A 13,960-nucleotide genomic window follows, 5' to 3' on the forward strand; every position below is an offset into this window, starting at 1 on the left:
ATGAACAGCGCGTCTGATAACCCTCTGTTCCGCATCGCTGATTTCAGCGTGATGTACCCCGGCGCCACACCGCTGAGCCACCTTGATCTGACGATCCGCCCTCATGAGATTACCTGCATTCTGGGTAAATCGGGATGCGGTAAAACCACGCTGCTCAAAGCGCTGGGAGGATTTATCGCCGGCAACGCCGGGGGCGGCATCTTCTTTGACGGCGACCGGCTGACGGGACCGAACAGGCACAGCGTAATGATTTTCCAGGAAAACAACCTCTACCCCTGGCTGACGGTGAAGGGCAATGTGGCTTTCGGACTGCGCTTTTCAGCACCGGGGTTATCCCGTCAACAGCGCGATAAACGGGTTGGCGCCATGCTGGAAACCGTTGGTCTGACCGAGTCGGCCGGACGCTATCCCCATCAGTTATCCGGCGGCATGCGGCAGCGAACTGCGATTGCGCGGGCACTGGTGGCGGATCCCCGGGTGCTGCTGCTGGACGAACCCTTCAGCGCCCTGGATATCAGCCTGCGCCGGCGGATGCAGGGGCTGCTCGGGCAGCTGTGGCGGGAGACCCGAATGTCCATGGTGATGGTCACACATAATATCGAGGAGGCGATCACCGTCGGCCACCGGATTATCGTCATGGGCGGACAACCGGCGGCCATCCTGCTTGAGCAGGATACCGGCGCCGCGGAATTCGGCGATCGGTATTCGAACGCGTTTCTCCAGCTGCAACAGCACATCGAATCCATTATTTACTGACATTATTTACCGGGAGGCGGCGATGAACGGTATTCATGATATGGGCGGCTTGCATGGATTCGGCACGGTGGAAGTCGAATTTGATGAACCGGTTTTCCATAGCGAATGGGAAAGCCGGGTATTCTGTATCACCCAGGTACTGGATACGCTGGAAATCTGGAACCTTGACGAGCATCGCCATGAGATAGAGCGGATGAATCCGGTGGATTACCTGGCCGCGGGTTACTACGGCCGCTGGCTGTTTGCCATGGAGCAACTGCTGGACAGGAAAGGCATCGTCAGCCGGGAGGAAATGGAACGGCGGATCGCCGAATATCGCGCCGATGTACGTCATTACAGCCCCCTGGACAATTCCCGCCGCCGTTGGCCGCTGGCGCCGGGGGAACGGGTACGTTGGGGCGCCTGGCGCAAAGAAGTGCAGGTAACGCCGCGATTCGCTCCACAACAACAGGTTCGGGTACGTAATATCCATCCCCCCGGCCATACCCGGGTGACGAATTATGTACGGGGAAAAACCGGCATTATCGTCCAGGTCTATGATCAGGCCTGGGTATTTCCCGACACCCGCGCCCATTATCAGGGAGAGAATGTCCAGCCGGTGTACAGCGTCCGGTTTTCGGCCCGGACCTTGTGGGGCTTGCAGGCCGAAGCGGACGTTTTTAATCACATCGACCTTAGCGAAGATCATCTTGAATCCCTGTAAGGAAAATAGTCATGAGTGATAAATCCAGTCAGGAAAAACCCTGGCAAGCCGTGCGCATCGAAGCGATGGAGAGCCTGCTGGCGGGCGCCGGCATCATTGATCCCAATCGTGTCGACGATATCGTCCATCATTACGAAAAAAACGTCGGCCCTCACACCGGGGCGCGGGTGGTGGCCCATGCCTGGGTCGACAGCGGCTTCAAACAGCGCCTGCTGCGGGACGGGCTGGCCGCCTGCGCCGAACTGGGCATCGGCGGGCCGGAAACCGAGTATCTGAAAGTCGTGGAAAATAGCGCCACTGTCCACAATGTGGTGGTATGCACGCTCTGTTCATGCTACCCATGGCCTATCCTCGGCCTGCCCCCCGCCTGGTATAAATCCAGCGCCTACCGCTCGCGTATCGTCCGAGAACCACGCCGGGTGCTGGCCGAAATGGGGCTGGCATTGCCGCCGCAGGTCACCCTGCGCGTCTGGGATAGCGTATCTGAAATCCGCTATCTGGTGTTGCCGGAGCGGCCGGCGAATACCGGCCATCTTGATGAAACGGCCCTCGCGGCGCTGGTTACCCGTGATTCCATGATAGGCGTCGCCCGGCTGAGCACGCCGGAGCACGGAGGAACACGACCATGAATTCGCCGGAAATGTTAAAAGACGCCTTAAACGATGCGCAGGCGTTGCGGTCCATTGTCTTTCCCAATCCCTGGGCCGCGCGGGCCTTCGGCCTGACCCTGGCGGCGGTGGAGAAAAATCTGTTCAGTTTGCAGGCGTTTCAGCATGCGCTAATCGAACGGATCGCCGAGTCGGAATCCCGGGGCGAGTCCATCACCGACGAAGAGCGCTACTATAGCTGCTGGGTCGATGCGTTAACCGTGCTTCTGGATGGAACGCCGCAGATAAGCCTGGCGTCGCGGGATGAGGAGGAGCGGAAAATCCGCGAACATACGCACCAGGCGCATTTGCATCAGGAGGCCCATTTTCCCCCACGGCCATTACTCATCGTGGAGGGAAAATGATTATTACCGGCGAGCCCTATGATTTTCCTATTTCAGGGGAGATGATCCCGGCGCGCAGCGCGCTGCTGATCATTGATATGCAGCGGGATTTTTGCGATCCGCAGGGTTACATGAATCATCGCGGCGATGATATTACCGCCGCGCGGGCGATTATCCCGACTATCGTCCAGGTGCGCGCGGCGGCCACCCAAGTGGGCATCAGGGTCATTTATACCCGCGAGGGACATCGCCCCGACCTGTCCGATTTGCCGCAGAGCAAACGGCTTAAAACCGCCAGGGCGGGTGCGGAAATCGGCATGCGCGGCCCATTGGGCCGATTGCTGGTCCGCGGTGAACCAGGCTGGGATCTGGTGCCGGAACTGCGGCCGCGGGACGGGGAAGCCGTGATAGATAAACCGGGAACCGGCGCCTTTCATGGTACCGATCTCCATCATATCCTAACGACAAGCGGGATCCAGAACCTCATACTTACCGGCGTCACCACCGGCGTATGCGTTTCATCCACGGCGCGGGAAGCCAGCGATCGGGGCTATGGCGTACTGGTGCTGAGCGATTGCTGCGCCGAACCGGATCCCTCCAACCATGCCATGGCGATAAGGTTGCTAAAAATTGAAGGGGGGTATATGGCCACCGTTTCCACTTCATTGCGGTTCCTCTGCGCCTTAAGGACTTATCCGCCGACCTTGCTGCCCACCCCGTCGAAAGGCGGTCATCATGAGTGACGCACCCAGGTATTTTCTTCGGTGCAGAGCAGGTGAGAATAATGATTATCAGCGATATCGATTTGAAACTGCTTAAGGTCTTCAAGATGGTCGTGGAAGCCAATGGATTTTCGAATGCCCGTGCGTTGCTTAACGTTTCCCAGTCCACCATCAGCGCGCAAATGTCCCAACTTGAGATCAGGCTGGGATTTATACTCTGTCAGCGTGGACGCGGCGGCTTTCAGCTTACGGCCAAGGGAGAGGAGTTTTACCGCTACACGCTGCAGTTTTTTCAGTCTTTACATGAATTTCAGGTCAGAACCACCGAACTCAAGGATGGATTGACCGGCACATTGCGTATCGGTTTTTTAGATAATGTCATTACCGATCCGGAAAACCCGCTCAGTCGGGCCATAGAAAAATTGATGTCGCTACCGCAAAACACCCTCCATCTGGTTCTGGAGACGCTTTCGCCGCCCGAACTGGAAAAAAGGGTCTTCGACAATAGCCTGGATGTGGCCATAGGAATATTCCCCAGCCGTATCCCCGGCCTCTGTTACCAATCGCTGTATTATGAGCGCGATATTCTTGTTTGCCGCAAGGATCACCCGCTGACACGGATGGATAGCGCGCAACGTATCATCGAAGCGATCCCCCGAATACCCCGCGTGGTTCGAACCTTTTTCGACGATAACGAATTCCCTCTGCAAATATTCAATGACACAGTATCCGCCAGCGTGACTAATCTGGAAGCCTCCGCCATGCTGGTAATGACCGGTCATTACATCGGCTTTTTCCCAAACCATTATATCCAGCGCTGGCTTGAAACCGGTGACTTAATCTGCCTGATACCGGATCGCATCAGCCGTCAGTCGCACTTTGAACTTATCATCCGCGACAGGAAGCAGCCATTGCCCATCGCGCTGGATGCATTTTTGCGCTGCGTATACAGTATTCGGGACCAGCGGGAAAGAAACCGGGCGCTCAATGAAGAGCGGGCCGCAAGCGGCGATGGATAGCAGGGTTTATCTTTCCAGCCAGGCTTTCAAGGAAGCAATATCGATGACAAAGCCATACTTCACATCCCTTTTCAGCATCCGTTTCCATGCGTAAAAGGAGCTAGGGCATGGCGGTGCTGGCGCGCATGACCAGCTGCGTGGCAAGTGTAGCGGAATCATCCGCTTTCCTGCCTTGAAGCGCCGACCAGATTTGTTTGCCGGCCAGGATGCCCATCTCCTGGTAAGGTAGCTCTACGGTGGTCAAGGCCGGTGAGCAAATTTCGGCAAGGACGCCCCCGCCAAGGCTCGCAACGGCCAATTGCGCAGGCACGGATATTCCCCGCGCATGGCAGGAGGAGATGGCCCCGCAGGCCACCTCGTCAGAGGTGCAGATCAGTAAATCCAGCTCGGGCCAGTCAAGCAGGATCTTCGGCAAAAGATTTTTCCCAGTGCTGAAATCGGGCGGTAGAGAAGAACTGACAACCCGATGGGGCGACTGATTTAACGACAGCATAGCCGAATGCCAGCCGCTGAGGATTTGCTGATGTATGTGGTGCTCATGGGCGGCACACAGCAGAGCGATATTTTTAAATCCCTTGATGGCCAGGGCATTAATCAGTTGTTTGATGGCCAGGCCGTAATTGGCACCGACGCTCATCATGACGGGCGCAGGAGTAACGCCGCCGATTTCCAGCACCGGGATGCCGGCGGTGAGCAATAGCCGGCGGCTTTCCAATGAATTATCGAAATTATATAGCACCATGGCGGCCGGATTATAGGACAGCAGCTTTTCAATTAATCTGGACCCATGGGGGGCGGCGTAGTTATCCTCCGACAATAGCACGTCGTAACCACGAGGCCGGAGCACCGATTGAAGGGCTTGAGAAATAATGGCGCAGCCAGGCGAGGTCAATGCCGGCGTCGCCATGGCTACCAGCCGCGAGGAGGCCGAAGCCAGGGTGCTGGCTGCAAGATTGGTGACATAGCCGAGTTCGGTTACCGCCGCGTCGATCTTTTCCCGGAGTTTTGGCGACACTTTTTCCGGTTCCCGTAGCGCACGCGAGGCGGTCATGGTGCTGACACCCGCCATATTTGCCACATCAGCCAGGGTACTTTTACCAGAATTGCGACGCTGCTTCACCTTTTTTTCTTTCCTTTTCGGCAGTTAATTGGCCCGGTTTTTTAAAAAATGGATTTTATCATAACTACAGCGCAAGGACTGCCCGACTGACAGGCGATCGCAACATTCCCGTTATTTTCCATGGCAATCTTGTATCGGTCCCTATCACCGTCCCTTGATAGGTTTCCCCTCACTGTACAACAAAATCAGCCCCAAAATGTTAGCGGTAACAATATTTTCCCCTTCACCTTTGTTAGCGCTAACTTTTGAGATTTATATCACAGAATAAGGGTTACTTTTTCGCCTACACTCCATGCATCTTCAGCAAATAGGGATTCGTGATGCTTGCCAAATGGTTAACCGCCGAAAGGATCGCCATTGTGGAACAGGTCGTCGACTGGCGCGGCGCTATTGAATTGTCCGCCCGTCCATTACTGTCGGAAGGCGCGATTGCCCCTGGCTACATTCAGGCGATTTTCGCCTCACATGAGGCAATAGGGCCCTATTATGTGTTAGCGCCCGGGCTGGCGATGCCCCATGCCCGCCCCGAAGAAGGTGTTAACCGCACGGCGCTATCTCTGCTGCATATTCGCCAGGGCGTCAGTTTCGGATCCCTGGAAAATGACCCGGTGCATGTGGTGATTTTGCTCTGCGCCCAAAACGGTGATGAGCATCTGAGCATGATATCCCAGTTGGCCGAACTGTTCAGCAACGAAGAAGATCTCCAGGCACTCCTTGGCGCGGATACCCTTGCGGCTATCCAGGTTTTGATTGATAAATACTGATGTTTATTAAGGGATATATATGAAAAAGATTCTGATCGTATGTGGTAATGGTTTAGGCAGTAGTTTCATCGTGGAAATGAATGTCAAAAAAATCCTTAAAGAATTAGGTAAGGAAGCGGAAGTCAGTCATACGGATTTAAGTTCGGCCAAATCCGAATCTGCGGATATTTATATTGGGTCCAATGATATCATTTCCGGATTGGATAATGGCGTTCGTCATGTTTTTGGTCTGAGTAACCTTTTAGATAACAATAAAATAAAAGAGATACTTGCCAATAATTTATAATTCCTCTACATGGTAGCTCCATGGAGTTTACAATGCTCTCATTTATTATTAATGATGTATTAGGTACGCCTGCAATACTGGTGGGATTATTCTCTTTTTGCGGATTGCTGCTGCAGAAAAAATCTTTCTCCGATACGATATCCGGTACGCTAAAAACAATTATGGGGTTCCTGATATTAATCGCTGGCGCAGGTGTCATTGCCACCACCTTGACCAGTTTTAGTGAACTCTTTATCCATTCCTTTAATATCCAGGGCGTTGTGCCGAATAATGATGTGGTAGCCGCGCTGGCACAGAAAAATTTCGGCACTTCCACCGCCATGATCATGATATTCGGCATGCTTGTGAATATTATCCTGGCTCGGATCACTCCCCTTAAATATATTTTCCTGACCGGACACCATACCCTGTATATGGCGGCCATGTTATCGGTAATCCTCACCACCGGCGGACTCAGCGGAGGAGTGCTGGTCACTCTTGGCGCCATTATCCTCGGGGCGCTAATGGTCATTTCACCGGCCATGCTGCAGCCGTTTACCCGCAAAATCACCGGCAGTGATGATTTTGCCCTAGGCCACTTTGGTTCGACGGGTTATTTATGTGCCGCTCTAGTGGGCAAAATTGTCGGCAAAAATAGCCGATCGACCGAAGAATTCAATGTACCGAAATATCTCAAATTCCTGCATGACTCGTCCATCGCCATCGCGTTGACAATGACGATCCTGTTTATCATCCTGGTTTTGGTAGCCGGTAAAAACTTTACCGAATCCGAAGTCAGCGGTGGACAGAACTACATTATTTTCGCCATTATCCAGGCGATTACCTTTGCTGCGGGGGTTTATATTATTCTGGCCGGGGTGCGCATGGTCATTGCAGAAATCGTGCCGGCCTTTAAAGGCATTGCCGATAAAGTAGTCAAGGATGCCAAGCCGGCCCTGGATTGCCCGACGGTATTTCCCTTTGCGCCCAACGCGGTGATTATCGGTTTTTTAAGCAGCTTTTGTGCCGGGCTTATCAGCATGTTTTTCTTCCCGCTATTGGGGTTAAGCATTATTGTCCCGGGCCTGGTGCCCCATTTTTTCACCGGCGCTACGGCGGGCGTGTATGGTAATTCCACCGGTGGATGGCGGGGAGCGATTATCGGCGCTTTTGCCAACGGCTTGATCATTTCGTTCTTGCCGGCAATATTATTATCGGTACTGGGGAATCTTTCCGCCTCCACCACCTTTGGCGATGCTGATTTTGGTATCGTCGGTATTGCGCTGGGCAAATTCATGATGCTATTTCATTAAATAACTTTTGATTAAACCATCCCCCATTGATTGACCCGGCCGCTTGCTTACCCTGTAGCCGGGTTAGTCCGTTATTCCCTGATAACGGATTGTCCATCCATTCATCCTCTGCCGTCGGCGCCGGCTCAGGATATGTCACATGAAGACTATCAGATTTCAAATTACCTTTACTACCCCAGCGGAAAACAGCATACACAGGCTTTCACTTTGCTCAGCAATGCCTTGCGGTACCGTAACTCAAAGTCCCGGACCTGTTTCAAAAGCTTAAAGGCACGCCTAATACTCCATGTATAGTTGGTATACTGAATATGGAGGTAGATGGTGCCCTTGCCAGGCCGGTTATTCACAACCACCACCGGGTTAGGGTTGGCATGGGCAAAATCTTTGATGGCCCAGTCCATACGCGCGGCGAAACCGTGCTGGCATGCCTCCCGCCAACGCCAAACGATAGACATAATTTATTTTGATAGTAAACAATTTTCCTTGTGGATATATACATCCTGGTGTCATGATTGTCATTAATACTGATATTCATTTCCGCTACCGGTTAGGAGGCTTAGTTTTTAAACATGGCCAGAGCAAAACGTCCGACAGATGAAAATATGCAGGCCGCGGCCACACTGTGCGCCAGGGATCGCAGCGCGGTTTATGAAAAATTGATGAATGCCATCTCGGAACACCGCCTTAAGCCGGGGACCAAACTTACGGAAGAAAAGCTGGCGGCCATTTTCAAGGTTTCCCGCACCGTGGTCAGAGAGGCCCTGCAGCAAATGGCTTTCGAGCGGGTGGTGGAAATACTGCCCAACCGCGGCGCGTTTATTGCCAGCCCCACCATTGCGGAAGCTAAAGAATTTTTCCAGGCCCGGCGCTATGTCGAGGTTCCCTTGCTGGAAAATATATGTAAGCGAGTGACCGCGCAGGAAATCACGCTGCTGCGCCAGCACGTTAAACAGGAAGAAAACGCCAGGCATTCAGGCGATCGTCGCAAGATTGTGCGCCTGTCCGGCGAGTTTCATGTGCTGCTGGCCTCCCTGGCGGGAAATCGTTTTCTTGAAAGAACGGTACGCGGCCTGCAGTTATTGACGTGCTTGACTATCCTGCTGTATGACACCCCCACGGACGTTACCTGCCAGCACAATGAACATGAACGGCTGGTGGATGCTGTAGAGGCGCGGGACAGCATGCGCGCGCAAAAACTGATGCTGGATCACCTGCTGGGGATCGAAAATTCGCTGCATCTGGATGAGCCGGAAGAAAAGGAGGAAGATCTGGAAGAGATCCTGCTCGGCACTGGAAACTAAATTTCTTATATCTAGGGCATCTGGCCCGGAAGCCTTAATTTCCCCCTAGCCCTTACATCCACCGGTTTTTCCCTGTAGAAAGAGCGCCTTAGGCGCTCTTTTTTTTCACTTTATACTTTTATTTCTTTTCGCTCGGAAAACGCTAAATATAAGAAATGCATATCACAAAAATAAAACTGATGAACAATTTAAATAATTATTGACTTCAATTTTGCATGATCTTATTGTCAAAATTAATCCATATCCTCTGCCGCAACTATCTCGACGCCAATTCGCTCGACGCCAATTCGCCGCAGATAATTGTTAACAATCTTTGAGTCTTTTGTGGAGCACTGCATGTCTGAACTGGTATTGGCTCATGGTGAAGCGCTTTCCAATCTGCCGTTATTCGTGGCGCAGGCATGCGGTTACTTTCGCGACCGGGGATTGACGGTAACGGTGCCGAAACTCAGCGGCACGGCGTCGACCATTGCATTACTCAGAAGCGGCGCGGCGCAAATAGGCACCACGGGATTTACCCAGCCGCTGAGGGATTTCAACGCCGCTGATCCGTTGCGCATTATCGCTGGAAGCGGCGTCGGCGGCATGGCGGTAATGATTCATCCGGACAGCGTGGCCGCGGCGCCCGCCACCCTACGCTTCGGCACCTTCTTCGAGGATCCGATGGAGGTGCTGCTGCACGATGCTATCAACCATTACCAGGGGGTCTGGCAACGCAGCGATATCCGCTATTTCGACACCCTCCAGCAGGGGATAACCGCCATGCAGCGGCGTGAAATAGACGCCTGCACCTTTATCGAGCCGGTAATAAGCCAGCTCGAACTGCTGGGATTCAAAAAAATGTGCGACGCCGCCGACGTCTGGGGAACCGGTTATCCCGATACCGTATTGGTCACGCGCCAGAGTTTTTTGCATCAGTATCCGGATGTGGTGGATGCGGTGATAAAGGCTCTGCTGCAGGCGGAAAATGCGATAAAGGCCGATCCACAGGGCGCCTTGTCAAGCGTGGCGCGATTTTACCCCGGCGTTTCCCTGGCGGTGATGACGCAGGGTCTGTCACGACAGCCTTCGCAAATCGATATCCGTTCCCTTGCCGGCACCATTATCGGCCGGTTCGACGCTCTGGCTGCAATGGGCAGGCTGGTACCGCCGGATAATCCGTATGCCGTGCTTGATTTCAGCCGCTTATCCGCCCTGCTGTCGCAAACGGAATATACGCACTAACGCGCGGCTTCGCCGAACCTTAAACCGCGACAGCTATCCGCTGGACGCTATGCCTTGCTGGCAGGGGTTCGTTCGCACTTTTATCAACACCAGGAGACAAAAAGATTATGTCAACAAAACGTGTTTTACCGCGGCTTCATGGCTTTGATATCAATCGCCGCCATTTTCTGAAACACAGCGCGCTGGCAGCCGGCGGCCTGGCGTTGGGCAAGTACCTTATCAGCGCCCCCGCCCAAGCGGCGGATATAACAACTTTCAAGGCAACGCACGGCACGGGCTTGTGCAATTGTCCCTTCTTCCTGGTAAAGGAGCGCGGACTGGCGAAAAACGTCGCTCTGGATTTTGTCACCACCCCGACCAATGCCGATATAGCCGCCTTGTTCGGCGCCGGTCTGGTTGACGTAACCGTGGTGCCTTACACCAACTTCATTACGCTTTTCGCTCAAGGCGCGCCGATCAAGATCGTCGCCGGCTCAGGGGTACAAGGCTGCGTGATAGTCAGCCAGCAGGGTATCGATTCCGCCGAAAAGCTGCGCGGCAAGACGCTGGGAACCTTTCAGGCGGATACGCTGGAAATGCTGCCTTACGACTATCTGAAAAAAGCGGGCATGAGCTTTGCCGACGTCAAGGTACGTTACTTCGGTACCTCGCCGGAGCTGGCTCAGGCCTTTATCAACGGCAATATCTACGCCATGTGCCATATCGAGCCTTACGCTACCCAGGCGCTGCAGGCGCGTCCGGGCGCGGTACGTCTTTCCGACGGCGTCGATATCTATGGCAAGAACTACAGCGATTGCGTACTGGCGGTACGCGCCTCCGTGCTGGCAGAGAATCGCGAAGCGGTGAAGGCGCTTATCAAGGGCATGATGATCGGCCAGCACCAGGAAGAGACCGACCGCGCCTCGGCGGTCAAAGATACCGTGGGCAAATACTTCAAGACCAGCTACGAAGCCACCCTGGACGCCGCCACAAAACAGCCGGCGATGATCGACCAACGGCAGAACCAGGATTTTATCCTGCAGCGCGCCAATAACCTCAAAGAGCTGCGTTACATCCAGAAGGTGCCGGGAGCGGATATCTTCGACTGGTCATTGCTCAATGAAGTGATTAAGGAAAATCCCGACTTGTATGCCTCGCTGGAGCTGAAAAGCGCATGAATGTGAATACCCTGCCAAAGCCGGTAAAAGCGAGCGGTGTTTCACCGGTTGCAGTCAATCCTCCGGTGAGGAAAACCCGCCGCCGCGGCTGGGCGGATTTTTTCTCGCGCCTCGGCTGGGGCGTGGCTTCCGTCGCCCTGTTTGCCGGGATTTGGGAAGCGATATGGGCTTTTGGGGGATTGAATCCGCTGTTATTACCGCCGCCGCATATCTTCCTGGCGAATTTTGCCCAGCAGGCGCAATACTTTATCCCCACCGATGTTATCGGCCAGGTCACCAACGACACCGCCTTGTTGTCGTTGGGTAAAACCATCATCGCCACGGTTGGACGCGTGATGGCGGGCTTGGCCCTGGGTTTTGTCCTAAGCCTGATAAGCGGCCTGGCCATTTGCTATTTCCGCCTGTTCGGCAAGCTGGTATTGCCGACCATCACCCTGCTGGCGCCCATCTCCCCCATCGCCTGGCTGCCGGTGGCCATCTTTATCTTCGGCATCGGCAATCCGCCGGCGATTTTCATGGTGTTTATTTCACTGTTTTTTGTCATGACGGTATCCACGATCAGCCAGATTGAGAGTGTGAGCAAAACGCACCTCAACGTGGCGGCGGTGATGGGGGCATCCCGGGCGCAGACTTTCCGTTACGTCATTATCCCCGCCATCCTGCCTTCGTTATTCTTCGTGTTGCGCATGAACCTGTTCGGCGCATGGATGATTGTGCTGGTGGCGGAAGCGACAGGCGTAGGCAGCGGACTGGGACAAATCGTTATGCAGGCGCGCAATACCTTCAATTCCAGCCTGTCATTTTTCACCATGACCATCATCGGCATTACCGGATTCGTTTTCGATCTGCTGCTGCGCTATGTGCAGAAGAAGCTTCTTTACTGGATACCTGAAAACAACGCCGGAGGCCGGAAATGACGAACAATACCAGCACGCAACCGCCATTGATCGATTGCAGCCGCGTGGGTAAAACCTGGGTTGATGCGCAAGGCGCTGCCGTCGTCGCATTGAATAATGTCGATTTACAGGTAGCGCGGGGGGAGTTTGTCGTGCTGCTCGGTCCCAGCGGCTGCGGTAAAAGCACCCTGCTGTATATGATAGCCGGGCTGGAATCGGTCAGCGAAGGATCGATCCGCTGCGGTGGAGCCGAGGTGTCCCAACCGGGCACCGATCGCGGATTTGTCTTTCAGGACGCGTCTCTCTATCCCTGGCTGACGGTAGCGGAAAATGTCGCCTTCGGCCTGAAGATGCAGGGCATGTCTAAAGAACAAAGGTTGAAACGGGCGCAGTCCATCCTGCAAAACGTCGGCCTTGCCGATGCCGCGGATAAACGACCCGATCAGCTTTCCGGCGGCATGCGCCAGCGGGTGGCGATGGCCAGGGCGCTGGCGCTAAATCCCGAGGCGCTGCTGCTGGATGAACCTTTTGCGGCATTGGATGTGCAAACGCGGGCGAAAATGCAGGATTTTCTGATCCGTATCTGGCGGCAAACCGGCGTATCAATGATTTTTGTCACTCACCATATTGATGAAGCCGTAGCGCTGGCCGATCGCGTGGTGGTCTTTACCGCGCGTCCCGGCGGCATTAAAGAAATCATCCCTATCGATCTCCCGCGGCCGCGCGATCCCAAAAGCCCCCTGTTCCATCAGCTCAGCGATCATCTAATCGACTTGCTGCGTGATGAAGTCGATCGCGCCTTTGCCGAACAGGAGGTGGGCTGATGACATCTCCCTGCCTGCCGGTTGCCGCGCTGCAAATGCCGCCGGGCCGCGAGGACCTGGCGTTTAATCGCCAGATGCTGGAGGCGGCCATTACCCGCGCGGCTAAAGACGGCGCACGGCTGGTGGCGCTGCCCGAGCTGGCCTTGACGCCCTATTTCTGCGCCGCGCCGGCGGAAAAATACCGACGGTGGGCCGAATCCGTCCAGGGTGAGAGCAGCGGCTGGTGCGCGGAGCTGGCCCGACGGCTCGGGTGCGCCATATTGCTGCCGCTCTATGAGCACCACAGCCAAAGCGGCTGTTATCACAATGCCGTTATCGGCTTTGACCGCCAGGGGAAAAGGCTGGGCAACGGCGCCCTGGCCAGGAAACTGCATTTGCCGGTCAACGATTATCCACCGCCCGGTTTTGACGAGGCCGCGCATTTCACCCCAGGCGACGAACTGCAAACATTTGAAATCGAAGGCTGGCGGTGCGCGGTGCTGATTTGTTATGACCGGCGTTTCCCCGAATGCTGGCGCGCGCTGCGACGGGCGGGCGTTGAACTGGTTATCGTGCCGGTCGCCGGCAGCGGCGGCGATGATGCGGCATTCTTTTTAGGCGAGCTGCGTACCCATGCCAAAGAAAACGGCCTGATAGTCCTTTGCGCCAATAAAGTGGGCGAGGAATGGCTGGACGGTATGGCGACGGACAATTACGGCGAGTCATGCGTGATCAATGCCGACGGCGCAATCCTGGCGCACCGTTCCCGAACGCAGGGACCGGGCGTGGTGAACGCTACGCTGGAGCATCAGCAACTCGTTCAGATTCGCAAGCAGCTACGCTATTTCGACGATCGCCGCGGCGATTTATTTGGGCCCGTGCCGCACGGCTGGGTGCGTTGATTTTACCGCTACAGGATATCCCCC

Annotated in this window: 17 protein-coding genes; 15 read left to right on the forward strand and 2 right to left on the reverse strand. The window is 54.8% G+C overall.

Annotated elements, in window-relative coordinates:
- The 6 genes from ACL2XJ_RS25105 to ACL2XJ_RS25130 are packed head-to-tail and all read left to right on the forward strand — an operon-like array spanning window position 1 to window position 4,191.
- Window positions 1-756: an ABC transporter ATP-binding protein gene (locus ACL2XJ_RS25105; protein ID WP_132921017.1), complete on the forward strand. Its 756-nt coding sequence runs from the start codon at window positions 1-3 to the stop codon at window positions 754-756.
- A gap of 22 nt (window positions 757-778) precedes the next feature.
- Window positions 779-1,459 carry a nitrile hydratase subunit beta gene (gene nthB, locus ACL2XJ_RS25110; RefSeq protein ID WP_413724911.1) on the forward strand — a complete coding sequence of 227 codons (681 nt, stop codon included), beginning with the start codon at window positions 779-781 and terminating at the stop codon, window positions 1,457-1,459.
- Window positions 1,460-1,470: 11 nt separating this feature from the next.
- Window positions 1,471-2,088 (forward strand): nitrile hydratase subunit alpha, encoded by a 618-nt coding sequence (nthA, locus tag ACL2XJ_RS25115; protein ID WP_413724912.1) that lies wholly within the window; start codon window positions 1,471-1,473, stop codon window positions 2,086-2,088.
- Window positions 2,085-2,471: a nitrile hydratase accessory protein gene (locus tag ACL2XJ_RS25120; protein WP_413724913.1), complete on the forward strand. Its 387-nt coding sequence runs from the start codon at window positions 2,085-2,087 to the stop codon at window positions 2,469-2,471. The genes nthA and ACL2XJ_RS25120 overlap by 4 nt, the downstream gene beginning before the upstream one ends.
- Entirely contained in the window at window positions 2,468-3,193 is a 726-nt protein-coding gene (locus tag ACL2XJ_RS25125) for a cysteine hydrolase family protein (protein WP_413724914.1), read from the forward strand. Before ACL2XJ_RS25120 ends, ACL2XJ_RS25125 begins: the two co-directional genes overlap by 4 nt.
- A gap of 41 nt (window positions 3,194-3,234) precedes the next feature.
- Window positions 3,235-4,191: a LysR family transcriptional regulator gene (locus tag ACL2XJ_RS25130; protein ID WP_132921012.1), complete on the forward strand. Its 957-nt coding sequence runs from the start codon at window positions 3,235-3,237 to the stop codon at window positions 4,189-4,191.
- A gap of 100 nt (window positions 4,192-4,291) precedes the next feature.
- On the opposite strand, the gene ACL2XJ_RS25135 is transcribed toward ACL2XJ_RS25130, so the two are convergent.
- A complete protein-coding gene (locus tag ACL2XJ_RS25135) occupies window positions 4,292-5,311 on the reverse strand; it encodes a LacI family DNA-binding transcriptional regulator (RefSeq protein WP_413724915.1) in 1,020 nt (339 codons plus the stop codon).
- Between the two features lie 320 nt (window positions 5,312-5,631).
- Between ACL2XJ_RS25135 and ACL2XJ_RS25140 the strand changes: the two genes are divergently transcribed.
- Genes ACL2XJ_RS25140 through ACL2XJ_RS25150 form a run of 3 tightly spaced genes read left to right on the forward strand, consistent with a single transcriptional unit; the run spans window position 5,632 to window position 7,653 of the window.
- The gene (locus ACL2XJ_RS25140; protein ID WP_132921011.1) at window positions 5,632-6,075 is read left to right on the forward strand and encodes a PTS sugar transporter subunit IIA; all 444 of its coding nucleotides are present in this window, start codon (window positions 5,632-5,634) and stop codon (window positions 6,073-6,075) included.
- A gap of 19 nt (window positions 6,076-6,094) precedes the next feature.
- On the forward strand, window positions 6,095-6,361 hold the full coding sequence (locus ACL2XJ_RS25145; RefSeq protein ID WP_132921010.1) for a PTS sugar transporter subunit IIB: 267 nt from the start codon (window positions 6,095-6,097) through the stop codon (window positions 6,359-6,361).
- Between the two features lie 32 nt (window positions 6,362-6,393).
- A complete protein-coding gene (locus tag ACL2XJ_RS25150; RefSeq protein ID WP_203523251.1) occupies window positions 6,394-7,653 on the forward strand; it encodes a PTS ascorbate transporter subunit IIC in 1,260 nt (419 codons plus the stop codon).
- A gap of 170 nt (window positions 7,654-7,823) precedes the next feature.
- On the opposite strand, the gene ACL2XJ_RS25155 is transcribed toward ACL2XJ_RS25150, so the two are convergent.
- Window positions 7,824-8,108 (reverse strand): hypothetical protein, encoded by a 285-nt coding sequence (locus ACL2XJ_RS25155; protein ID WP_132921008.1) that lies wholly within the window; start codon window positions 8,106-8,108, stop codon window positions 7,824-7,826.
- A gap of 114 nt (window positions 8,109-8,222) precedes the next feature.
- Between ACL2XJ_RS25155 and ACL2XJ_RS25160 the strand changes: the two genes are divergently transcribed.
- The 6 genes from ACL2XJ_RS25160 (at window position 8,223) to ACL2XJ_RS25185 (ending at window position 13,936) form a co-directional block, all read left to right on the forward strand.
- Window positions 8,223-8,954 (forward strand): GntR family transcriptional regulator, encoded by a 732-nt coding sequence (locus ACL2XJ_RS25160; protein ID WP_413724916.1) that lies wholly within the window; start codon window positions 8,223-8,225, stop codon window positions 8,952-8,954.
- Window positions 8,955-9,290: 336 nt separating this feature from the next.
- Window positions 9,291-10,178: an ABC transporter substrate-binding protein gene (locus ACL2XJ_RS25165; protein WP_132921007.1), complete on the forward strand. Its 888-nt coding sequence runs from the start codon at window positions 9,291-9,293 to the stop codon at window positions 10,176-10,178.
- 107 nt (window positions 10,179-10,285) lie between these two features.
- Window positions 10,286-11,335 carry an ABC transporter substrate-binding protein gene (locus ACL2XJ_RS25170; RefSeq protein ID WP_413724917.1) on the forward strand — a complete coding sequence of 350 codons (1,050 nt, stop codon included), beginning with the start codon at window positions 10,286-10,288 and terminating at the stop codon, window positions 11,333-11,335.
- Entirely contained in the window at window positions 11,332-12,252 is a 921-nt protein-coding gene (locus tag ACL2XJ_RS25175) for an ABC transporter permease (protein WP_413724918.1), read from the forward strand. Before ACL2XJ_RS25170 ends, ACL2XJ_RS25175 begins: the two co-directional genes overlap by 4 nt.
- Window positions 12,249-13,055, forward strand: a complete 807-nt coding sequence (locus ACL2XJ_RS25180) for an ABC transporter ATP-binding protein (protein ID WP_203523257.1) — start codon at window positions 12,249-12,251, stop codon at window positions 13,053-13,055. The genes ACL2XJ_RS25175 and ACL2XJ_RS25180 overlap by 4 nt, the downstream gene beginning before the upstream one ends.
- Window positions 13,055-13,936 carry a carbon-nitrogen hydrolase family protein gene (locus ACL2XJ_RS25185; RefSeq protein ID WP_413724919.1) on the forward strand — a complete coding sequence of 294 codons (882 nt, stop codon included), beginning with the start codon at window positions 13,055-13,057 and terminating at the stop codon, window positions 13,934-13,936. Before ACL2XJ_RS25180 ends, ACL2XJ_RS25185 begins: the two co-directional genes overlap by 1 nt.
- Window positions 13,937-13,960 lie beyond the last annotated feature (24 nt).

Source organism: Sodalis sp. RH16 (genome assembly GCF_047324245.1).
Classification (GTDB): domain Bacteria; phylum Pseudomonadota; class Gammaproteobacteria; order Enterobacterales; family Enterobacteriaceae; genus Acerihabitans; species Acerihabitans ligni.

Coding starts and splice junctions, on each gene's coding strand:
- ACL2XJ_RS25105 (WP_132921017.1), top strand. CDS start 1: ATGAACAGCGCGTCTGATAACCCTCTGTTCCGCATCGCTGATTTCAGC.
- nthB (WP_413724911.1), top strand. CDS start 779: ATGAACGGTATTCATGATATGGGCGGCTTGCATGGATTCGGCACGGTG.
- nthA (WP_413724912.1), top strand. CDS start 1,471: ATGAGTGATAAATCCAGTCAGGAAAAACCCTGGCAAGCCGTGCGCATC.
- ACL2XJ_RS25120 (WP_413724913.1), top strand. CDS start 2,085: ATGAATTCGCCGGAAATGTTAAAAGACGCCTTAAACGATGCGCAGGCG.
- ACL2XJ_RS25125 (WP_413724914.1), top strand. CDS start 2,468: ATGATTATTACCGGCGAGCCCTATGATTTTCCTATTTCAGGGGAGATG.
- ACL2XJ_RS25130 (WP_132921012.1), top strand. CDS start 3,235: ATGATTATCAGCGATATCGATTTGAAACTGCTTAAGGTCTTCAAGATG.
- ACL2XJ_RS25140 (WP_132921011.1), top strand. CDS start 5,632: ATGCTTGCCAAATGGTTAACCGCCGAAAGGATCGCCATTGTGGAACAG.
- ACL2XJ_RS25145 (WP_132921010.1), top strand. CDS start 6,095: ATGAAAAAGATTCTGATCGTATGTGGTAATGGTTTAGGCAGTAGTTTC.
- ACL2XJ_RS25150 (WP_203523251.1), top strand. CDS start 6,394: ATGCTCTCATTTATTATTAATGATGTATTAGGTACGCCTGCAATACTG.
- ACL2XJ_RS25155 (WP_132921008.1), bottom strand. CDS start 8,108: ATGTCTATCGTTTGGCGTTGGCGGGAGGCATGCCAGCACGGTTTCGCC.
- ACL2XJ_RS25160 (WP_413724916.1), top strand. CDS start 8,223: ATGGCCAGAGCAAAACGTCCGACAGATGAAAATATGCAGGCCGCGGCC.
- ACL2XJ_RS25165 (WP_132921007.1), top strand. CDS start 9,291: ATGTCTGAACTGGTATTGGCTCATGGTGAAGCGCTTTCCAATCTGCCG.
- ACL2XJ_RS25170 (WP_413724917.1), top strand. CDS start 10,286: ATGTCAACAAAACGTGTTTTACCGCGGCTTCATGGCTTTGATATCAAT.
- ACL2XJ_RS25175 (WP_413724918.1), top strand. CDS start 11,332: ATGAATGTGAATACCCTGCCAAAGCCGGTAAAAGCGAGCGGTGTTTCA.
- ACL2XJ_RS25180 (WP_203523257.1), top strand. CDS start 12,249: ATGACGAACAATACCAGCACGCAACCGCCATTGATCGATTGCAGCCGC.
- ACL2XJ_RS25185 (WP_413724919.1), top strand. CDS start 13,055: ATGACATCTCCCTGCCTGCCGGTTGCCGCGCTGCAAATGCCGCCGGGC.